Below are 22,088 nucleotides of genomic sequence, written 5' to 3'. Positions count from 1 at the left end.
TGAAAAATATGGGGAAATTAAAATTATTTTTATTTGGGTAAGTTTCTTGTATAGACAAAATTTTATTCTTGAGATAATATTAGATATAAGTCCAGTGATAACTGTTTACTGATAACTGTTTACTGATAACTGATCTAGCTTATGAACCGTCAAAAATTTACCTGGGGATATTCTAGTTATAAATTGCGTCAGAGAGAAAATTTTAAAGAATTTCTGTGTTTACTGGGATTATTAATAGCGGCCTTAATTATCTATCTAGTGGGATTAGGGAATTTACCCTTGCGGGATTGGGATGAGGCAACAATCGCTCAGGTGGCCAAGGAAATTAGCCAAACCCCACTGGAACAATTGCGCTGGTTATTTCCTAGTCTTTGGGGTGATCCCTACCTGAATAAACCGCCGTTGATTCATAGTTTAATTGGTCTAACCTACCATTTCTGGGGCATCAATGAGGCCAATACTAGACTAATTCCCGCTTTTTTTACAGCTTTATCGGTGCCGCTCCTCTACCTTCTCGGTCGAGAAATTTTTCCGGCTCGTTTGCCAGCTTTACTGTCGGCCTTGATTTATTTAACTCTTTTGCCGGTGGTGCGTCATGGCCGTTTAGCCATGTTGGATGGAGCGGTATTATGTTTTGAAATGCTGATGTTTGTTTGTTTACTGCGCTCACGGCGCGATTTACGCTGGTCTCTGGGGGCGGGGTTAGGATTTGCCCTCCTTTGTCTGACTAAGGGGATTATGGGGCTATTATTGGCGGGTATCGGCTTGATTTTTCTGCTCTGGGATACTCCTCGGTTATTAACTTCTGCCTATTTTTGGTCGGGTTGGTTATTGGGAGCAACTCCCGCTTTTGCTTGGTATAGCGCCCAATTTTGGCACTACGAGCGGGAGTTTCTCGATTCCCTTTTTGTTCAACAGTTAAAGCGAGTTAGTGACGATCTGGACAATCATCGCGGACCGTTTTGGTATTATCTGCTGGAAATTCTTAAATATAGTTGGCCTTGGTTAATTTTCTCGGTTTGGGGTTTACGTTTAGCTCGTCAGGAATATCTCTACAGTTGGGCGAAGTTACTGTTAGTTTGGACGGGTGTTTATCTGTTGGTGGTTTCGGTAATGGCGACTAAGTTGCCTTGGTATATTCTACCGATCTATCCGGCCTTGGCTTTAGCGGCCGGTTATGCCTTGGCGCAAGTGGGTAATCTTCCCATCGATCGCCCCTATAATCCAATCTGGTCAATTATTCTGGGTATTATCGGCGTTGGGGCGGGTTTATTAGCTTTAATAGCCTATTTTCCGGGTAATTTTGCCGCTATTGAACCTCTCCATCCCTTAATTCTTTTAACCTTATTGTCACTGTCCTTGACCATGGTGACAACGGCGATTTTGTTAGCCCGGCGCTCGCAACAATTCATCGTGGTTTTACTCTGGGGAATGTTTATTTCTTTGTTTATTTTTGTTAATTCTCCCCTGTGGATCTGGGAATTAAATGAGAATTTCCCCGTCAAACCGGTGGCGAGTTTAGTGCAAAAATATGTGCCGGCCGATCACCCTGTTTATATTGCTTTTGCCTACGAGCGCCCCTCGTTAAATTTTTATAGTGGTCGTCGAGTTTTTCCCCTTGCTGCTGAAGAATTAATCAATCACTGGCAAAGTCACAAGCAACCTTACCTAATTATCGATCGTCAAACCAAAGAAGCTACTGATTTAGAAGGATTAAAGGCGATCGGATCTACGAATTCCGGTTGGTTTTTGGTGACAAAGCAGTAGTGGGGTTAATTTTGTGCATACTTTCGATAGCAAATTAGCTTAGGCTTGATCTTGCTGACTTGAAATATTACAAAAATTTTACCAGTTGCGTTAAAATCACCCCTAGCGATGAAACGCAGCACTTTTGTAATTGTTGAAACCGAGATTAATATGCTAAATAGGTCAATTACGGCCGAGAAAACCGAGGAATTCGCTCCTGCTGACCTGCAAGACCTGCTAGACTGCACCGATAGCTTTGTTAACCGTCATATTGGACCGACGGAGACGGAAATCGAGAAAATGCTGGCGGTTTTGGGCGTTGCTACCGTGGAGGAATTAATCGCTAAAACTGTCCCGTCAGGAATTCGTTTACAAAAAAGCCTTAATCTACCACCTGCCTTGAGTGAATACGCCGCTCTTGCCCAATTAAAAGCGATTGCCTCGAAAAATCAGGTATTTCGCTCCTTTATTGGCATGGGCTATCATGACTGTATCACCCCGCCGGTAATTCTCCGCAACATCTTAGAAAATCCGGGTTGGTACACCGCCTATACTCCCTATCAAGCGGAAATCGCCCAAGGACGCTTAGAAGCTCTCTTAAACTTCCAAACTCTCATCACTAGCTTAACCGGTCTGGAAATTGCTAACGCTTCCCTCCTCGATGAAGGAACAGCAGCCGCGGAAGCGATGAGCATGAGTTACGGACTGTGTAAAACTAAAGCCAATGCTTTCTTTATCTCCAGTAGTTGCCATCCCCAAACGATTGAAGTTGTTAAAACCAGAGCGATTCCTTTAGGTATTGACATTATTATCGAGGATCATCGTCTCTTTGACTTCCAAACGCCGATTTTTGGCGCATTATTACAATATCCAGCCACCGATGGCGTAATTTATGACTATCGGGAATTTATCAGCAAAGCGCAGGAAAATGGGGCTTTAGTCACCGTTGCCGCCGATATTCTCAGTTTAGCCCTGTTGACTCCCCCCGGCGAATTGGGGGCTGATATTGCTGTGGGTAGCAGTCAACGCTTTGGGGTTCCCTTGGGTTATGGGGGTCCCCATGCCGCCTATTTTGCCACCAAAGATGTCTATAAACGCAGTATTCCGGGGCGCATTGTCGGGGTATCGAAGGATAGTCAGGGTAAACCCGCACTGCGTTTAGCTTTGCAAACCAGGGAACAACATATCCGCCGGGATAAAGCCACCAGTAATATTTGTACCGCACAGGTGTTACTAGCGGTGATTGCTTCCATGTACGCGGTGTATCATGGACCAGAAGGAATCAAGAAAATCGCCCAAAGAGTGCAGAAATTAACCGCTTTATTGGCAACTGGCTTAAAACAGTTGGGTTATCAGGTGGGGAAAGAACCGCACTTCGATACGCTCAAAGTTACGGTATCCACGGGAGTTAAGGACATCCTTGGGAAGGCAAAAACCCATAAGATTAATCTGCGTTATTTTGATGAGAATAATCTAGGAATTAGTGTCGATGAAACCACCACTCTCAGGGATGTGTGGGATTTATGGCAAATTTTCGCCGCAACCGAGGAATTACCCTTTACCACGGCGGAATTAGTCGAGAAAATTAGTCTAGAATTACCCGCTAATCTAACCCGTACCAGTGCCTATCTTACCGAACCGGTGTTCAATCGTTACCACTCGGAAACGGAATTACTCAGATATCTGCACCGTCTGGAAACAAAGGATCTAGCCTTAAATACTTCCATGATTCCCCTCGGTTCCTGTACGATGAAACTCAATGCCGTAGCGGAGATGATTCCGGTAACTTGGCCAGAATTCGGCAAATTACACCCTTTTGCTCCGATTGACCAAGCAGAAGGCTATCAACTGCTCTTTCAACAGTTAGAGACTTGGTTAGGGGAAATTACCGGGTTTGATGGCATTTCCCTACAACCGAACGCCGGTTCTCAGGGAGAGTATGCCGGTTTACAGGTGATCCGAGCCTATCATGAAAGTCGCGGTCAAGGTCATCGTCAGATTTGCTTAATTCCTGAGTCCGCTCACGGGACTAATCCTGCCAGTGCCGTTATGTGTGGTATGAAAGTAGTGGCGGTTAATTGCGATTCTCGGGGCAATATTGATATTGATGACCTGAAAACTAAGGCCCAGAAGCATCAGGATAATCTAGCGGCTTTGATGGTGACGTATCCTTCCACTCACGGCGTTTTTGAACAGGGAATTAGCGAAATTTGCGCCTTGATTCATCAATACGGTGGTCAAGTGTATATGGATGGCGCGAATATGAATGCTCAGGTGGGTTTATGTCGTCCGGCGGATTTTGGTGCTGATGTCTGTCACTTGAATCTTCATAAAACTTTCTGTATTCCCCACGGTGGTGGCGGACCCGGTATGGGACCAATCGGAGTAAAATCCCATTTAGTGCCTTTTCTGCCCGATGTTTCCCTGGTTTTGGCGAAATTATCCCCAGAAACCGCTAACGGTAAGCATCAGGACTCAATTGGCGCAATTTCGGCCGCACCTTGGGGTAGTGCCAGCATTTTGGTGATTTCTTGGATGTATATCGCTATGATGGGGGCAGCCGGCTTGAAAAAAGCGACAGAAGTGGCAATTTTGAACGCTAATTATCTGGCTTTTCGTCTGGAGTCGGCCTATCCGGTGTTATTTAAGGGTAGCGCGGGAACGGTTGCCCACGAGTGCGTGATTGATTTACGTCCCCTGAAAAAACAGGCCGGCATCGAGGTGGAAGATGTGGCAAAACGCTTGATGGATTTCGGTTTCCACGCGCCGACGGTTTCTTGGCCTGTGGCGGGTACAATGATGGTGGAACCCACGGAAAGCGAATCTTTGGGGGAATTAGACCGTTTTTGTGAAGCTTTGTTAACTATCTATCAAGAGGTACAAGCGATCGCTAATGGTACCATGGATATCCACGATAATCCCTTAAAAAATGCCCCCCACACAGCTGCAGTTTTAACTGCCGATGATTGGAGTCGTCCCTATTCCCGTCAACAGGCAGCTTACCCGCTTTCTTGGCTAAAAGATTATAAATTCTGGCCGGTAGTGGGACGGGTTGATAATGCTTACGGGGACAGAAATCTGGTTTGTTCCTGTGAGGGGATGGACGCTTATAAGTAATCGTAATTACTTGATAATATTTGGTGGGGTAGTGGCAAATTACCCCGCTTTTTTCTGGTTTTTTGGAACTTGAACTGTAAAATTATACTAAATCCGTTGAGTAACGCACAGAAAACGGGTTTCTCCGAGAAACCCGTTTTCTACTCATGCAAAAGGCAAAAGGGGTAATACATAATCAGTTTTTAATAACTGGATTTAGTATTAAACACCTCTTGTGCCACTCGCTCGCAACTGCCTACTGTTCCTAAACCGGCTGTGGTTTCTGCGTATTCATCTAACATTTTTTGGCGACGTTGCTGATTTAATAATAAATCTAGACATTCCTGCATAATTCTCTCCGGGTTAGCTTCCTCTTGTAATAATTCGGGAACAATTTCTCGCATTAAAACTAAATTTACCGGTGAGACAAATGGTACAGAAAGCTTCATAATATTGCGGGCAATCCAAGCAGTAACTGCACTTAAACGGTAAACCACCACCTGCGGCACGTTTAATAAAGCAATTTCGAGATTAACTGTACCAGACTTAGCCACAGCCAGATCGGCCGCAGCAATTGCTTCTAAAGTCTGATCTCGTTCCATAATCACCGCATTTAATCCATATTCCGCCACTAATTCTCGCATTTTTGGTTCGTATAAAGCTAGGGGAACGGGAATTAAAAACTTAATATCGGGTATTTTTTCCTGTAATTTTTGGGCAGCAGCGCACACCGTCGGCACGAGATATTTAAACTCCTGTTGACGGGAAGCAGGTAACAAAGCGATAACCGTTTCTTCGGGTTTTATTGCCCATTTTTGCCGCATTTCTTGCCGATTGGGAGCATTAGCCATACGATCAACTAAAGGATGTCCCACCCAAGTTACTGGTAAACCTTTTGTTTCAAAAAAACGAGCTTCGGCAGGAAAAATTGCCAATATTTTATCAGTGATGGCGATTAATTTTTCCGTATTAAATAACTTTTCTGCTGTGGCCCTGAGTTTAGCTGAGGGGATATTTTCTTCTGACCAAATCCACACCTGTGGGGCAATATAATAAATTATTGGCACTTGGGGAATAATTTTTTTAGCTGATTGACCGATCGCCACATTTGCCCCCACATAATCAATTAAAATAATGATATCAGGGGGATGATCTCTAAAAAACTCTTTTGCTCGTTTTTGTAGTTGTAAAGTTGGCCAAATAAAGGGGATAGATTCAATTAATCCCATGGCAGCCAGTCGAGTGGTTTTACCCAACATTTTTGCCCCAGCTATCTCCATGCGATCGCCACCTAGTGCGAAAATTTCTAACTCAATTTCCTGAATTTTAGCTAGTTTAAAAAGGGATTCAATCAGCATCGCTGCCTGTAAATCACCCGATACCTCACCCGTACTAATAAATATACGCATTTGGATAATTATTTGATAATAAAAGACTTCAGGAGATAGGATTGCTGGAGTCAGGAGTCAGGATTCAGGAGACAGGAGATTATTTTTATTTATTCTTCCCACTTCCCCACTTCCCCACTTCCCAACTTCCCCACTTCCCAACTTCCCCACTTCCCCACACCCCACAGACTGTTCCTCAATCAAGAAATTATTTCCCTGGAATTAAACCGCGACGTTTTTCTCCGGTGGTAGAGGATTGTAAAAATTGACAGAGATGTTGAACATGGGGGTTATCGGTTAGGAGAGAAACTTGTTCTAAAGCCTCCTGAAGATTTATATTAGAACGATAGATAATCCGAAAAGCTTTTTTCAGTAAAGCTAAATCTTCATCGGTAAAACCGGCCCTTTGTAAACCGACTAAATTAAGAGTTCGCACCCGACAGGGATTGCCTTCCACTAAAGTAAAAGGGGGAACATCGCGATCAATACGACTCATTCCTCCTAACATGGCCATTTTGCCAATATGAACAAATTGATGTACTCCTAAAACCCCCCCGATAACTGCTTTTGATTCGATCTGGACATGACCGGCCAAGGCGACACTATTAGCGATAATAATGTTATCTTGCAAAATACAATTATGGGCAACGTGAACATAGGCCATTAATAAATTATTATTGCCAATTTGGGTAACTTCTCCCGTATCCGTGGCACGATTAATCGTGACAAACTCGCGAATTTGGTTATGATCACCAATTTCTACGCTACTTTCGCCACCCTTATACTTTAAATCCTGTGGTTCATTACCAATAACAGCCCCAGAAAAAATATGATTACCCTTGCCAATTTTGGTCGGACCTTCAATGACCACATGGGCATCAATAATTGTATCAGCTTCAATTTCCACATTGGCCCCGATCACAGCATAGGGACCAACTTTAACCTTGGGATCAAGTTTTGCCGACGGATGGATAACCGCAGTGGGGTGGATTAACGTATTCAAAGGGAAGTCTCCCGCGCTCAACTTCGTCACTGTATGAATCATGGTATAGCTTATCCTATATTGGACAGATTGTGATCAAGATTGATAGCGGTTGCTTAGGGAGGGGACGACTTTAATGGGGAACCAGAACCCGTTAAACTATTAACCAGATTCTCTTGATTCCTTCGTCCCTCCCATCCTGATAAAAAATATATGAGCAATAATAGACCTAAAATTATAGTCTTAGATGATGACCCGACAGGTTCCCAAACAGTCCATAGTTGTCTGTTATTGATGCGGTGGGATGAAGATACTCTCCGCTTGGGATTGGCAGATAATGCGCCAATTTTCTTTGTTTTGACCAATACTCGCGCTTTAACCCCCGAAAAAGCCGAGTCTGTCACCAGAGAAGTCTGTCATAACCTGAAAACTGCCTTAACTAAAGAGGGAATCGAGGATTTTTTGGTGGTTAGTCGTTCCGATTCTACCCTGCGCGGGCATTATCCGATCGAAACTGATGTTATTGCCGAAGAATTGGGCGGTTTTGATGCACATTTCCTGATTCCAGCCTTTTTTGAGGGGGGTAGAATCACTCGCGATAGTATTCACTATTTAATCATCGATGGTGTTCCCACTCCCGTCCACGAGACGGAATTTGCTCGGGATTCGGTTTTTGCCTACCATTACAGTTATCTGCCGGATTATGTGGAGGAGAAAACGAAAGGGAAAATTAAAGCAGATGATGTAGAGAGATTTTTACTGACAGATATCCGTCAAGGTAGTTTAGAACGACTGCAAAAGCTCAAAAATAATCAATGTGGGGTGGTAGATGGGGAAACTCAAGCGGATCTCGATCGCTTTGCTGAAGATATTTTAACCGCCGCAGGGGAGGGAAAAAAATTTTTATTCCGTAGTGCCGCCAGTATTCTAACTTCTTTGGCTAATTTAGGAACTCAACCGATCGCACCCGAATCTATGGGTAAGTATAAGCCCACGGGGGAAGCCGGGGCAATTATCGTCGGTTCCCACGTCAAAAAAACTAGCCAACAATTAGATGAACTGCTTCAACAACCCAACACCGTCGGAGTCGAAATCGATGTGACGGCATTGCGCGATCGTCCCGATCAACGAGATCAACTCTTAGCACAAGCTCTGGAAAAAGTCAAGCTTATTCACAAAAATAAACAAACCCCCGTTATCTATACCAGTCGGCAAGAGTTAACCTTTGCTTCTGTGCAGAAACGCCTTGATTTTGGGGTTGCCGTCTCCACCCTGTTAATGGACATTGTTAAGGGTTTACCCGGCGACATCAGTTTTTTAATCAGTAAAGGCGGAATTACCTCCAATGATGTCTTAAGTACGGGTTTAAGCCTGCAATCGGCCCGTTTACTCGGTCAGATTCTCCCCGGTGTCTCCATGGTCCGCACAGCAGCTGATCATCCCCTCTTTCCTAATTTACCTGTGGTTCTTTTCCCGGGTAACGTTGGTGATGTCCAAGCTTTAGCCACAGTTTATCAACGTTTGTGTCAATAGGAGGCAATCAGTGATCAGTGAGCAGATATGAGTTCTTGTAGGTTCTTGTAGGGTGCGTTAACGAAGTGTAACGCACCTAATCTATGGTTATTCAATAATTGATTTAATGGTGGATTACGCTGCGCTAATCCACCCTACGGGGGGTTAAAATTATTGGTTCTTCCGAACTTACAATGTAGTGCGATCGCCGCTCTTGTAGGGTGCGTTAACGAAGTGTAACGCACCTAATCTATGGTTATTCAATAATTGATGTAATGGTGGATTACGCTGCGCTAATCCACCCTACGGGGGGTTAAAATTATTATTCTTCCCCTATTTCTTCGGTTATGCTACAATGCTTGTGAAGCAGCATAGACTTTTACTTCCTTCTCTAAACGTTCTCTGAGCCTATCTTTTTCTACTTCAATATCATACCTTGTTTGAAGATTCATCCAGAACCTTTCAGACATACCAAAATAACGGGAAAGCCTTAAGGCAATATCAGCAGTAATTCCTCGCTTTTCCTCGATAATTTCCTTGATTTGCTCTATTGGTACATTAAGATCTTCTGCCAAACGTTCTTGGCTAATTTCCATCGGTTTGAGAAATTCTTCTAACAGAATCTCACCAGGATGAATGGGGGCTAATAATTTTTTCTCAGTCATGATTATTGAGTAACAATTAATGATAATCGACTATTTCTAGGCGTTGCCATTTTTCCAAATAAAACAGATCCGCCACTGATCGTTAATTCGGATACTATGCTGATTTTTTCTATCTCCTGAGAGTTTTTCCAACCGATTAGATGGAGGAATGTATAAATCCTGTAAAGTTTCGGCCGCGTCTAAAACTTCTAGCTTTCTCCGAGCATTTCGTTGAATATCTTGAGGTAATTTTCGTGAAAATTTACGTTTGAATACTTGCTCTGTCTCCTTAGATGCAAAACTCTTAATCATCAATAATTAGGAAAATGCACTACCATCATATCATCTTAGTGCGATCATCGATCTCATGCTAACGTTATCACTGAAACTAGGCTCAGGTCCAGGCAGCATGGGAGTCAAGCGATATCCCTGTTCTTGATACCAGTCATCCACCAGCAGCAATTCTCATTTTGAAACGATTTTGCGTTGTTTCAGCGATCTAGAGATTCGTTAAGAATTATTAACCCCTCTAGGTGCAAGGGTTTTAATGTCATGAAACCTTAAAATGAGAATTGCTGATCCACCAGGACATAAATAATAGTCAAGAGGGTGGGAGCATCTATCCTATTCATGGGAGGCCTCATGCTTTGGAGTGATTACCTTTATCGTGACGCCTCCCTTTGATTTTACAAACCTCTCTATCTCACATCAGCCGCAATTCCTAATTCATAATTCATAATTCCCACTGCTGCTGGCTGCTCAAGGTTCATAATTAAAGAAACATCTATACTGATAGCCAGTTAATTTTTATGAAAACTGTTGCCGATAAGGACTTGAAAAGGCTAGAAGACTTAATTATCAACGGACAAAAAGCGATCGAAACTCGTTTCACGGCGATCGAGAATAGTATCGTCGAAATTAAAGCTGATATTGGCGAAATTAAAGCTGATATTAAGGAAATCAAGCAAGATGTTAAATCCCTAGAGATAGGACAGGCAAAATTAACCGAAAGAGTCGAAGGGATGGATAATCGCCTCAAAATAGTGGAGGGCAGTCAAAAAAATCAAATTTGGGCATTAATAACCATTTTAGGCGGTTCACTGATTACCGCTTCCGTCGGTTTGCTGATCGCTATTTTGCGCTTTGTCTTTTTTAAGTAAAAAATTATCTTTATGGATGAAACTAAAACCGAAATAAATCAAGAAATCGACCTAGAAACCGAAAAAATTGAGCCATCAGCCTCGGTCATGGAAAGATACGCCCAAATTCACTTAAAAAGTGAGGGCGAGAAATTGGTGCTAATTTTACCCAAAACTGGCGCCGGGGAGACAAGTCAGGATTGGACAGATATCTTGACAGGATTGAAATATTATCTCCGTAATAGCGGTCAAAACTGCCCAGCTAGAACACCAGTACACCTACGGGCGAGCGATCGCCTGATGGATACGCGGCAACTACAAGCGATCGCCACAATTTTAGACAGCGCCGAATTACCCCTACATACCATCCAAACCCAAAGAAGACAAACCGCAGTGGCAGCGGCAACTATGGGTTACAACGTCGAACAAATGCGAGCGAATGCCACGGTTTTCGGGGACGAGCAACCGCTGCCATCCCTCCTCGCCGAACCTTTGTACTTAAAAACCACCCTGCGATCGGGTGTAGAAATCCGTCACCCGGGTACAGTTATAGTCATGGGCGATATCAACCCCGGCGGATCGATCGTCGCTGATGGCGATATATTAGTTTGGGGGAGTTTACGCGGTGTGGCCCATGCGGGATTCCGCGGCGATCGAGCAGCGGTAATTATGGCCCTGCGAATCGATTTAACTCAACTGAGGATCGCGGAATTAGTGGCACGGGCCCCGGCTTTAAAAAGCGATCGCATGGAACCAGAAATCGCCTGTATCAGCGAAGGAGGAATCCGCATCATTGGGGCTTATAATTTTTCCAGAACCTACACCTTTAAAGATCAAGTGGGATGGGTCGAAAAAAAGTGACCAGTGACCAGTAAACAGTGATCAGTGACCAGTGATCAGTAAACAGTGATTCAGTGACTGGTAAAAATAGCGATTAACTGCGTTGAAATGAAAAACTCTATCAAACCAATAACTGATAACTGATAACTGATAACTAATAACTGATAACTGATAACTGATAACTGATAGCTGATAACTGATAACTGATAACTGATAACTGATATAAATTATGGCTCGTGTAATTGTGGTGACATCGGGAAAGGGAGGAGTCGGTAAAACGACAGTAACGGCGAACTTAGGTTCAGCTTTATCTCAATTAGGCTGTCGAGTCGCCCTTGTCGATGCCGATTTCGGACTAAGAAATCTCGATTTATTGTTAGGATTAGAACAGCGTATCGTTTATACTGCCCTCGATGTGGTGGCGGGAGATTGTAGCCTTGACAAAGCTTTAGTTAAGGATAAAAGACAGGAAAATCTGGTTTTATTACCAGCAGCACAAAATCGCACTAAAGAGGCGATTACTGCCGATCAAATGAAGGATTTAGTCGCCCAATTGTCAAAAAGTTACGACTATGTATTGATTGATTGCCCAGCGGGAATTGAAATGGGTTTTCGCAATGCGATCGCTGCTGCCCAGGAAGCGATCATCGTTACTACCCCAGAAATGTCGGCGGTGAGAGATGCTGATCGCGTGGTGGGATTACTAGAAAGCGAGGATATTAAGAGTATCCGTCTGATTGTCAACCGGCTGCGGCCAGAAATGATCCAACTTAACCAGATGATCAGCGTCGAGGACATTCTCGACTTATTGGTAATTCCCCTGTTAGGGATTATTCCCGACGATCAAAGAATTATTATTTCCACTAATAAAGGGGAACCATTAGTATTAGAGGAGAAGACCTCTCTCCCCTCCATGGCCTTTAGAAACATTGCCCAGCGTTTACAGGGTCGCGATGTGCCGTTTCTAGATTTAATGGCCGGTCAAGAAGGTTTTCTTACTCGTCTGCGTCGTCGCTTGTTTGGGCCTTAAACTCTCTCATCTCAATCCCTTAACCTACTATGAATGACCTGATCGATAAACTTCTAGCATGGCGCGGTTCGGGCAAAAGTGGCGACCAAGCTAAAAAACGCTTAAAACTTATTCTGGCCCATGATCGCGCCGATCTTAGTCCCGAAATTCTCAATATGATGCGTCAAGAAATCTTAGAAGTGGTCAGTCGTTATCTTGATATCGACACCGAGGAAACCGAGTTGCTCCTAGAAAGTGACCAACGAACTACAGCCCTGATTGCTAATTTTCCGATTCGTCGCATCAAACGCCGTCCTTTAACCGAGAAATTGCCATGAAAACTCAACCGATCGAGCTTTGGCTTAGTCTAGCGGTCAGTCCCTTTCTTTTATCCTATCTGGCCTTGCGTTCCCTCAATCATTGGTTAATTGAATTGGGCCGGGAAAGTGAGGAATTGTTTCGCGGCGATCGCTTGCCCCTTCTCAATATTCCCGATCAGTTACCGGTCAACAGTGACCAATAATCCAAGAAAAAAATCCTTTTGCCCCCTGAAAAGAGGCAATAATAGTGAAATTTTTGTTAAAAATCGGAAAAAATGTGATTCTTTGGCATATAATCTCATTTTTGACCAACCCTAAAGAACTAATCCCGATCTATCAGTGATCAGTGATCAGTTATTGGTTTGATAGAGTTTTTCATTTCAAGGCAGTTAATCCCTATTTTCACTGATTACTGTTTACTGATTACTGTTTACTGTTTACTGATTACTGATTACTGATTACTGTTTACTGATTACTGATTACTGAAATTATGAGCGTCCTTGTCCCCTCAACCGAAACCGAACAGGATATTTTCAGCACTTCCAACCTGTTTCTGCAGCAAAGACTGAAATTAATCGAAGATTTATGGAAAGAAGTCTTAGTCTCCGAATGTGGTCAAGAATTAGTCGATTTACTGGAATTACTGCGCCATCTCTGTTCTGAGGAAGGACAAGTGACCGATGATAGTCCGGAAGCAATGATCGCCAAAATGATCGAAGACTTGGAACTAGGGGAAGCGATCAAAGTTACCCGCGCTTTTGCCCTCTATTTCCAGTTAATAAATATAATTGAACAACACTACGAACAAAGGGATCAGCAACTACTGCGACGGACGGTGATCGGGGAAGAAAACGAAAGTCCCAAGACAGACCCACCGCAAAAAAGCCTTTTAGCCACCATTGTTGGGGCTGATTGGCTAGAAAAAACCCTGAACGAGTCCGATCACTCCGGCCCAAAATCGGGACTATTTCACTGGTTATTTCCCTATCTCAAACAGGTGAACGTCCCCCCCCAGGAAATCCAGCGTCTTCTCGATCAGTTAGATATTCGTCTGGTTTTCACGGCCCACCCCACAGAAATTGTCCGTCACACCATTCGCATTAAACAGCGCCGCATCTCGGGCATTCTCGAAAAACTCGACCAAGCAGAAGAAATCTTTCGCAGTATGGGGTTAACTAACTCCAGAGAAGCACAAACAGTCACCAAACAGTTAAAAGAAGAAATACGTTTCTGGTGGCGAACAGATGAACTACATCAATTTAAACCCACCGTCGTCGATGAGGTGGATTATGCCCTCCACTACTTCGATGAAGTTCTCTTCGATTCCCTACCCCAGTTAACCCTGCGTCTGCAGCAAAGCCTACAATCCTCCTTTCCCCGTTTACAAGCGCCGAAAAATAACTTCTGTCGCTTCGGTTCTTGGGTGGGGGGGGATCGGGATGGCAATCCCTCCGTTACCCCCGAAGTCACCTGGAAAACCTGCTGTTATCAGCGCAATCTGGTTATTAAAAAATATCTTGATGCTATTCGCGACCTGACCAGTATTTTAAGTGCCTCCCTGCACTGGTGTCACGTCTTGCCGGAGTTGCTGGACTCCCTGGACAGAGATAAACAGCAAATGCCCGAAATCTATAGCCAGTTAGCAATCCGCTACCGTCAGGAACCCTATCGCCTCAAATTGGCCTTTATTCAAAAACGTCTGGAAAATACACGCGATCGCAATAATCGCCTCAATGACCCGGAAGAACGACAATTATTAACTAAACTCAACGAAACCAACATCTATCGCTCCGGTTCCGAGTTTTTAGCCGAATTACAGCTATTACAGCGCAGTCTCTTGCAAACCGGTCTTTCCTGTCAAGAACTCGATCGACTGATCGCCCAAGTGGAGATTTTTGGCTTTGTCCTGACTCAGTTAGATTTTCGGCAAGAATCCACCCGTCACGCCGAATGTATCGAAGAAATCGCCGCCTATCTCGGAGTTTTACCCAAACCCTACGGCCAATTAAGCGAATCAGAAAAAATCGCCTGGTTAGTGGCGGAATTAAAAACCCGTCGGCCGCTAATTCCCCGGGAAATGCCCTTCTCGGAAAGAACCTGCGAAACCATTGAAACCCTGCGAGTTTTAAGAAGTCTGCAAGGGGAATTTGGTCTGGAAATCTGCCAAACCTACATTATCAGCATGACCAACGAGGCCAGCGATGTGCTAGAAGTGCTGTTATTAGCCCAAGAAGCCGGTTTATACGACCCCGCCACTAGCCGCAGTTCCCTCCGCATTGTTCCCCTCTTTGAAACCGTCGATGACCTCAAACACGCCCCCGGCATCATGCAGACTTTGTTTGAATTGCCTCTCTACCGGGCAGCCCTAGCCGGCGGTTACGACCATTTAGGGGCTTTAAACGGGGAGGAAGTGACCCCGGAACCAGCCATCCTCGAACCGGGTAATTTACAGGAGATTATGGTGGGTTACTCCGATAGTAATAAGGATTCCGGCTTTTTAAGCAGTAATTGGGAAATTCATAAGGCCCAGAAGGCTTTACAAAAAACCGCTAAACAATACGGCTTGAATCTACGTCTTTTTCATGGCCGGGGCGGTTCCGTCGGTCGGGGTGGTGGACCGGCCTACGCCGCTATCCTCGCCCAACCCCGGGGAACGATTAACGGTCGCATTAAAATCACCGAACAAGGCGAGGTTTTAGCCTCGAAATACTCTTTACCAGAATTGGCCTTGTATAACCTCGAAACGGCCGTAACGGCAGTCATACAGGCAAGTTTACTGGGCAGTGGTTTTGATGATCTCGAACCCTGGAATCGCATCATGGAGGAGTTGGCCACCCGTTCACGGCAAACCTATCGCAGTTTGATTTATGAAGAACCGGACTTTTTAGACTTCTTTCTGTCCGTAACTCCCATTCCTGAAATTAGTCTTTTACAGATTAGTTCCCGACCAGCGCGCCGGAAAAGTGGTCAACAGGATTTAAGTACCCTGCGGGCAATTCCCTGGGTATTTAGTTGGACCCAAACCCGTTTTCTTTTACCAGCTTGGTATGGTTTAGGGACAGCTTTGCAGATGTTTCTCGATGATTCTCCTAACCGAAATTTAGAATTGTTGCGCCATTTTTATCACAAGTGGCCCTTCTTCCAGATGGTGATTTCTAAGGCAGAAATGACTCTATCGAAGGTGGATCTACAGATGGCTTATCACTACGTCAGTGAACTTTCTAAGCAGGAAGATCGAGAACGTTTTCAACGTCTGTTTGAAAGGATCAAAGAGGAATATAATCGCACTAGCGAGATTGTTCTCCAGATCACCGGCGAGAAAAATTTATTAGATAATGATCCGAATTTACAGCGCTCGGTGCAGTTACGCAACGGTTCGATCGTTCCCCTCGGTTTCCTACAGGTGTCTCTCCTGAAACGTTTACGTCAATACAATAGTCAAGCTCAATCCGGTGTGATTCATTTCCGCTATTCTAAAGAGGAGTTGTTAAGGGGCGCTTTAATGACGATTAATGGTATTGCCGCAGGGATGAGAAATACCGGTTGATTACAGATAGTTAATGGTAGTTTTCGGGTGGTTATCTTGAAGGTAATCCACCCTATTTTTGTGATTTGTCAACTTTTTGTAGAACTTCTGAGTAACGCACAGAAAACGGGTTTCTCGGAGAAACCCGTTTTCTACTCATGCACTCATGCAAAAAGGGGAATAAATAATCAGTCTTTAATAACCAGATTTAGTATTACTTCCGATTTTATCACTCAATCCCAGCTTTTGGGGGGTTCTATTGGCTAATATTACTATCACTTATTGACTAAAAATAAAGATTTTACCGCTAACAGTTGACAATTGATCATCGACCCCGAAGAGAAGCAATTAAGCTCACTGGTGTGTCGGAAGATTAGAGATTGTGCCAAAATGGAGAAAGTGACCCAAGGATTACAGGTAAATTGTTTAAAAAAGGATCGAGTAACCGTGACTGATACGAACTTAGATATACTATCCCTGAGGGATCCAGCGATCGCAGGGATTTTGCAAAAAGAACTGCAACGTCAAAGAGATCACCTAGAATTAATCGCTAGTGAAAACTTTACCTCGGCTGCGGTCATGGCCGCCCAGGGTTCGGTTTTAACCAACAAATACGCGGAAGGACTGCCAAAAAAACGCTACTATGGCGGTTGCGAATACATTGACGAAGCGGAACAATTAGCGATCGATCGGGTTAAAAGACTATTTGGGGCAAACCACGCTAACGTACAACCCCACTCCGGTGCCCAAGCTAATTTCGCCGTTTTCCTGACCCTCTTGCAGCCCGGCGATACGATTATGGGCATGGATCTCTCCCACGGTGGTCATCTTACCCACGGTTCCCCCGTTAACGTTTCTGGGAAATGGTTCCGAGTAGTACAGTACGGAGTAAGTCCCGAAAGCGAACGCCTTGACTACGATCTCATCCTTGACATCGCCCGCAAGGAAAAACCCAAACTAATTATCTGCGGTTATTCTGCCTACTCGCGCCGGATTGATTTCGAGAAATTCCGCGCCATCGCTGACGAAGTGGGGGCCTACCTGATGGCAGATATCGCCCATATTGCCGGTTTAGTGGCCACTGGTCATCATCCTAATCCCCTACCCCACTGTGATGTGGTCACTACCACCACTCACAAAACCCTGCGCGGCCCTAGGGGGGGGTTAATTATGACCAAAGACGAGGAATTAGGCAAAAAATTCGATAAATCCGTCTTCCCCGGTAGCCAAGGCGGACCCCTAGAACACGTGATTGCGGCGAAAGCGGTGGCTTTTGGGGAGGCCCTGAAACCGGAGTTTAAAATCTATTCGGGCCAAGTAATCGCTAATGCCCAAGCTTTGGCAGGTCAGTTGAAGGCTAGAGGGATTAAAATTGTCACTGATGGTACGGATAATCACTTGATGTTACTCGATTTAAGATCCGTGGGCATGACCGGAAAAGAAGCCGATCGCTTGGTGAGTACGATCAATATTACCGCTAATAAAAACACTGTTCCCTTCGATCCCGAGTCTCCCTTTGTTACCAGTGGTCTGCGCTTGGGTTCCCCGGCTATGACCACCAGAGGACTAGGAGAAACGGAATTTATCGAGATTGGCAACATTATCGCCGATATTCTCCTTAATCCCGGTGATGAAGCCCTGAGAACTGCTTGCCGTCAACGGGTAGGGAAACTCTGTGAAAGCTTCCCCCTCTATCCCCATCTCCATATTTCCGTCCCCGCCTTGGCCTAAAACGAGAGATAATAAAAATTCATAATTGGCGATTGCCTGTCAGTGGCCAATTGTGAATTAAATCGCCCCCCAATTCCCATGTCCGGAGATTTATACTATCTAATTGCTTTTCTGATCGCCCATACCGTGGTACTTTGGAGTACGCCCCTCGTCAGAACCGTCGGACTGAAAAGCGGTTACGTCGATAAACCCAACGAAAGGAAGGTCCATGAAAGGCCTATGGTTCGACTGGGGGGAGTTTCGATTTTTGTCGGCGCTTTAACTGCCCTCCTGATCGTTTGGTGGTTGGGAGGGTTTGCTGGTTTAAACAGCGATCGAGAATGGGAAGTGTGGGGCGTAACCCTAGGCGGTTTGGGTTTTTTCCTCATCGGTTTAGCGGATGATCTTTTTAATCTTTCGCCCCTCAATCGTCTGGTAATGCAGTTTAGCGTCGCTTTTCTAGCTTGGCAAGCCGGCGTTAGGATCGATTTTCTCTCTATTCCCTTCGGCGATTTATTACAAATTCATTGGCTAAGTTTACCGATTACTCTCCTCTGGTTAGTGGGGATGGCTAATGCGATTAACTGGATTGACGGTTTAGATGGATTAGCGGCGGGAGTTTCGGGTATATCTGCCGTGGTTATTTTGATTGTAACTTTGGTGATGGGACAACCGGCCGCCGCTATTATCGCCGCCGCTTTAGCGGGTGGGGCCTTGGGTTTTCTGCGTTACAATTTTAACCCCGCTCAAATTTTTATGGGGGATGGTGGGGCCTATTTTATGGGTTTTACCCTGGCGGGTGTGGCGGTGATTGGATTGGCTAAAACCACTGCTGTGACTACTGTTGCCGTTACCGCCGTCTTACTACCCTATCTCATCCTCGCGGTTCCTCTCCTCGATATGTCCACGGTGATTATTTCCCGTCTCAAACGCGGAAAATCCCCTTTTGTGGCTGATAAACGTCATTTACACCATCGTTTACTGAAAGCTGGTATCTCTCACCGTCTGACAGTGTTATTTATCTACGCCCTAACTCTCTGGGTGGGCAGTTTAGCCCTCGGTTTTTCCAATGTTCCCAGTGGTTGGGGTTTTGCCTTTGGTGCGACTCTCCTCCTCGGTTACGTCGGTTGGCAAGTCTGGCGCAATCGTGGCGGTGAACCGTAAGCCATCTTAAACTAGAAAAAAGATTAATAATTAAGATAGCGGCAGGATAACCCTGGGAGTTTAGCAAATGTCTAACGAAACCGTAACTTATTCCCTTGAAACGGTCCTCAAGGAAATCAAAGACAGCATCAAGGAAGTCAACCACAAAGCTGATAGAATCGATCAACGTCTGACAAAATTAGAAATCGGACAGGCAGAACTTAAAGGAGAAATTAAAGCTTTAGATGAGCGACTAAGCACAAAAATTGACGGATTGACCGCTAGAGTTGCCTATCAAGAGTTTACTAATCGAGGCATTTTGATCGCCATTGGTGTTGCTATTTTAGGAGGAGCAGCTAAACTTTTTGGGTTTATTGGCAACCCCTAGAAGTTGCCCTTAGCATCATAAATTTTTCCTATCTTATTTTTTCAGCAAACCCTAATTAAAGTTATCAAAAGTAGCAGTTTAGCAAATGTCTAACGAAACCGTAACTTATTCCCTAGAAGCAGTCCTGACAAGAATTGAGGGAAAAATCGACTCTTTACAAAGAGATGTTAATGAGCGTCTCACTAAGCTAGAGATAGGACAATCAGAAATAAGAGGGGATATTAAAGCCCTAGATTCTAAAGTTATGGAAATAGAAAAGCGTATTGATGACCTGAATGCACGGGTGAATATTAGCACTAATGGGTTTCTTGGCATTGTCGGAATTTTGGTGACAGGAATACTAGGCATTCTGGGAAAAATCGTCTTTTTCCCTAATCCCTAAAAGTTATCCTTAGTCTTGCATATCGGCAATTTTGATGCCTTGTCGATTAGAGAAAAAATCAGCAAAAGTAGGAGTTTAGCACAATGTCTAACGAAACCGTAACTTATTCCCTAGAAGCAGTCCTGACAAGGATTGAGGGAAAAATCGACTCTTTACAAAGAGATGTTAATAAGCTAGAGATAGGACAATCAGAAATAAGAGGGGATATTAAAGCCCTAGATTCTAAAGTTATGGAAATAGAAAAGCGTATTGATGACCTGAATGCACGGGTGAATATTACCACTAATGGATTTCTTGGCATTGTCGGAATTTTGGTGACAGGAATACTAGGCATTCTGGGAAAAATCGTCTTTTTCCCTAATCCCTAAAAGTTGTCCTTAGTCTTTGTTTACTCTACAATTTTCAAGGATACAGAGAAAAATGATCTGCAAAAATCCCTCTTTCCGTTCTCCTCTCTGCGACTGTAGCGCCTCTGCGTCAAACAAAAAATATAAAACTCATGCCCTAATCACAGTAATTCTATATTGATTTTCTGTCACCACAACTTCAGTTGATAACCTTTCTTCCATTGGTAAGGCATTTTTCCGTCTATCAAAGATAAATAACCAACCAAAATCTAAACCCAAACGTGCTAAATAAGATTCTAATTGTTCAATTCCATCAGCTTGGGGATTGCGTTTTTTATCCCGCCATACTTTTAATTCAATCCCTAAAATTACATCTTTATACTGCAAACATAAATCCATTCTATCACTACCAATTGCATATTCCCTTTCTAAAACCCCCCCACCATTAACCACACGATGTAAAAAAGCCATTAATACAATATGGGGGGCAATTTCATGGTAAGCAGCACTACTTAATAATGGTTCGACCTGTTGTCGCCAAAACTTGAGAAATGCTGTTAATAAAGCATCAATATTTAATTCACCTTTTGCCGTCAACCAACTAGGACTAATTAAAGGTAAACTGTCTTGAGTTCCTTGGAATAAAACGCGGGGAATTACTTCACGATAAATGGGGTTAGAAATAACTAATCCCCCCATCGGATCACGTCGTAATAATCCTAAATCTATTAAATATTGGCGATCATCTGCTAGGGTATCGGGTAAGGTTTGCCCTGCTAAAATCGGTTCAATAATGTTTTTCACTCGTTTTTCTCTGAGTTTTTCCGCCAAACTATCTAAATGAGTATCCTGACGATTAATTAATATTTCTTTGGCTGTTAAAATATGTTCTTTGGTAATACCGATATTTCTATCTTTTACCATTTTTTCTACAATTTCTTTAGCTAAAGCATTGACTAACCAAGGTTGTCCTTGAGTTAAATCAAACGCTGTTTCTATAGCTTCTGGTGTGAAAATTTGTCCAGTTGCTGCTGTATGTTGTTGATATAATTCAACCACTTCTGCAAGATTAAAATTTCGCATAGTCAGAGAAGCAACTTTGATATTAAAAGGACTGGATGTATTTAATCTATCACTACCACCAGATGCTACTTTATAATCTCGCACATCTCGCAAACCAATTAATCCTACTGAGGTCGGGAAATTTTCTGGACGGTTAGGAAAACCATCTCTTAACTGTCGTAAAATAGAAATTAATGTTTGGTCTTGTAAAGAATCAATTTCATCTATAAATAATACTAAAGGTCGGTTTAAAGATTTTGCCCAACCTGTTAAAAAATCATTAATTCTATTTCCTGGTTCTTCCTGTTGCCATTGTTTAACAGGTGGTTGTAATTCTTTGGGTAAGCGGATATTTATTGTATTATACCAAGCTCTTAAAATCGCTAATTCTGCTGCACTGGGATCATGATTGAATGCACTTCCTACTTCCACTGATACCATGACTGCGGCATAATTTCCAGTATCGGTAAGTTGTTGTGCTAGAGCTAACATTGCTGTGGTTTTCCCCGTTTGTCGTGGTGCATGAAGGACAAAATAACTTTCTTGTTCAATTAGCTCCTCTAAATCTGGTAATCGTACTGTGGGAGATAGCATATAGTGGATATCGTCTTTACAGGGACCTGCAATATTAAACCAGCGAGTCATAGAATTTTGGTAATAGGTGAACTCTTTAAGTTTACACTATCTATAATTATGTTGGTATCAAGCAAGATTTTCACAGGTTATGTTTCTCCTTTAAATATTCCCATTTAGCTTGATCTGGATCAAAATCAGGAGGTGCAGGTTGGGTTTTCTCAAACCAGTTTTGCAAAACCTTGATTTTAGTTGGTCTTTTTGGTGTTTCTGGTGCTGGT

18 protein-coding genes and 1 pseudogene are annotated in these 22,088 nt (G+C 43.7%); 14 read left to right on the top strand and 5 right to left on the bottom strand.

Translation table 11 applies throughout. The annotated features are described in order from the left end of the window. The first annotated feature begins 141 nt into the window (after positions 1 to 141). Positions 142 to 1,767 carry an ArnT family glycosyltransferase gene (locus IM515_RS24995; protein ID WP_287630402.1) on the top strand — a complete coding sequence of 542 codons (1,626 nt, stop codon included), beginning with the start codon at positions 142 to 144 and terminating at the stop codon, positions 1,765 to 1,767. 108 nt (positions 1,768 to 1,875) lie between these two features. Then, on the top strand, positions 1,876 to 4,863 hold the full coding sequence (gene gcvP / locus IM515_RS24990) for an aminomethyl-transferring glycine dehydrogenase (protein ID WP_287630401.1): 2,988 nt from the start codon (positions 1,876 to 1,878) through the stop codon (positions 4,861 to 4,863). Positions 4,864 to 5,045: 182 nt separating this feature from the next. On the opposite strand, the gene lpxB is transcribed toward gcvP, so the two are convergent. Further along, positions 5,046 to 6,251 carry a lipid-A-disaccharide synthase gene (gene lpxB, locus IM515_RS24985; protein WP_287630400.1) on the bottom strand — a complete coding sequence of 402 codons (1,206 nt, stop codon included), beginning with the start codon at positions 6,249 to 6,251 and terminating at the stop codon, positions 5,046 to 5,048. A gap of 187 nt (positions 6,252 to 6,438) precedes the next feature. After that, on the bottom strand, positions 6,439 to 7,275 hold the full coding sequence (gene lpxA, locus IM515_RS24980) for an acyl-ACP--UDP-N-acetylglucosamine O-acyltransferase (protein WP_002764806.1): 837 nt from the start codon (positions 7,273 to 7,275) through the stop codon (positions 6,439 to 6,441). 150 nt (positions 7,276 to 7,425) lie between these two features. Here lpxA and IM515_RS24975 point away from each other — a divergent pair, with 150 nt between their 5' ends. Then, complete coding sequence (locus tag IM515_RS24975; protein ID WP_287630399.1) at positions 7,426 to 8,745, top strand: four-carbon acid sugar kinase family protein; 1,320 nt, start codon at positions 7,426 to 7,428, stop codon at positions 8,743 to 8,745. Between the two features lie 329 nt (positions 8,746 to 9,074). Here IM515_RS24975 and IM515_RS24970 read toward each other — a convergent pair whose 3' ends face one another. Both IM515_RS24970 and IM515_RS24965 read right to left on the bottom strand, forming a co-directional pair. Further along, the gene (locus IM515_RS24970) at positions 9,075 to 9,389 is read right to left on the bottom strand and encodes a HigA family addiction module antitoxin (RefSeq protein ID WP_002733868.1); all 315 of its coding nucleotides are present in this window, start codon (positions 9,387 to 9,389) and stop codon (positions 9,075 to 9,077) included. A gap of 16 nt (positions 9,390 to 9,405) precedes the next feature. Next, positions 9,406 to 9,680: pseudogene (locus IM515_RS24965) on the bottom strand (type II toxin-antitoxin system RelE/ParE family toxin). Between the two features lie 497 nt (positions 9,681 to 10,177). On the opposite strand from IM515_RS24965, the gene IM515_RS24960 reads away from it, so the two are divergent. The 11 genes from IM515_RS24960 to IM515_RS24910 all read left to right on the top strand — a co-directional run bounded on the left by IM515_RS24960 (position 10,178) and on the right by IM515_RS24910 (position 20,193). Continuing rightward, positions 10,178 to 10,528, top strand: coding sequence for a hypothetical protein (locus IM515_RS24960; protein ID WP_287630398.1), 351 nt, complete (start codon positions 10,178 to 10,180; stop codon positions 10,526 to 10,528). Positions 10,529 to 10,540: 12 nt separating this feature from the next. Next, complete coding sequence (gene minC / locus IM515_RS24955; RefSeq protein WP_002764794.1) at positions 10,541 to 11,368, top strand: septum site-determining protein MinC; 828 nt, start codon at positions 10,541 to 10,543, stop codon at positions 11,366 to 11,368. A 208-nt stretch (positions 11,369 to 11,576) separates the two neighbouring features. Further along, complete coding sequence (gene minD / locus IM515_RS24950) at positions 11,577 to 12,377, top strand: septum site-determining protein MinD (protein WP_002764793.1); 801 nt, start codon at positions 11,577 to 11,579, stop codon at positions 12,375 to 12,377. A 29-nt stretch (positions 12,378 to 12,406) separates the two neighbouring features. Then, a complete protein-coding gene (gene minE / locus IM515_RS24945; RefSeq protein ID WP_002764792.1) occupies positions 12,407 to 12,694 on the top strand; it encodes a cell division topological specificity factor MinE in 288 nt (95 codons plus the stop codon). After that, positions 12,691 to 12,879 carry a hypothetical protein gene (locus IM515_RS24940; RefSeq protein ID WP_190358318.1) on the top strand — a complete coding sequence of 63 codons (189 nt, stop codon included), beginning with the start codon at positions 12,691 to 12,693 and terminating at the stop codon, positions 12,877 to 12,879. The genes minE and IM515_RS24940 overlap by 4 nt, the downstream gene beginning before the upstream one ends. A 287-nt stretch (positions 12,880 to 13,166) precedes the next feature. Beyond that, entirely contained in the window at positions 13,167 to 16,223 is a 3,057-nt protein-coding gene (ppc, locus tag IM515_RS24935) for a phosphoenolpyruvate carboxylase (protein ID WP_287630397.1), read from the top strand. A 426-nt stretch (positions 16,224 to 16,649) separates the two neighbouring features. After that, the gene (gene glyA, locus IM515_RS24930; RefSeq protein ID WP_287630410.1) at positions 16,650 to 17,933 is read left to right on the top strand and encodes a serine hydroxymethyltransferase; all 1,284 of its coding nucleotides are present in this window, start codon (positions 16,650 to 16,652) and stop codon (positions 17,931 to 17,933) included. Positions 17,934 to 18,011: 78 nt separating this feature from the next. Continuing rightward, positions 18,012 to 19,076, top strand: coding sequence for a glycosyltransferase family 4 protein (locus IM515_RS24925; protein ID WP_185241199.1), 1,065 nt, complete (start codon positions 18,012 to 18,014; stop codon positions 19,074 to 19,076). A 67-nt stretch (positions 19,077 to 19,143) separates the two neighbouring features. Beyond that, entirely contained in the window at positions 19,144 to 19,443 is a 300-nt protein-coding gene (locus tag IM515_RS24920; RefSeq protein ID WP_002764784.1) for a hypothetical protein, read from the top strand. A gap of 85 nt (positions 19,444 to 19,528) precedes the next feature. Then, positions 19,529 to 19,825 (top strand): DUF4164 family protein, encoded by a 297-nt coding sequence (locus IM515_RS24915; protein WP_287630396.1) that lies wholly within the window; start codon positions 19,529 to 19,531, stop codon positions 19,823 to 19,825. Between the two features lie 83 nt (positions 19,826 to 19,908). Beyond that, the gene (locus IM515_RS24910) at positions 19,909 to 20,193 is read left to right on the top strand and encodes a hypothetical protein (RefSeq protein WP_002764782.1); all 285 of its coding nucleotides are present in this window, start codon (positions 19,909 to 19,911) and stop codon (positions 20,191 to 20,193) included. 129 nt (positions 20,194 to 20,322) lie between these two features. Here IM515_RS24910 and IM515_RS24905 read toward each other — a convergent pair whose 3' ends face one another. Beyond that, positions 20,323 to 21,879 (bottom strand): AAA-like domain-containing protein, encoded by a 1,557-nt coding sequence (locus IM515_RS24905; RefSeq protein WP_287630395.1) that lies wholly within the window; start codon positions 21,877 to 21,879, stop codon positions 20,323 to 20,325. Positions 21,880 to 22,088 lie beyond the last annotated feature (209 nt).

The organism is Microcystis sp. M44BS1, assembly GCF_020244875.1.
GTDB lineage: Bacteria > Cyanobacteriota > Cyanobacteriia > Cyanobacteriales > Microcystaceae > Microcystis > Microcystis panniformis.
The sequence above is the reverse complement of the archived record's forward strand: the minus strand, read 5'-3'. Positions and strand labels throughout refer to the sequence as shown.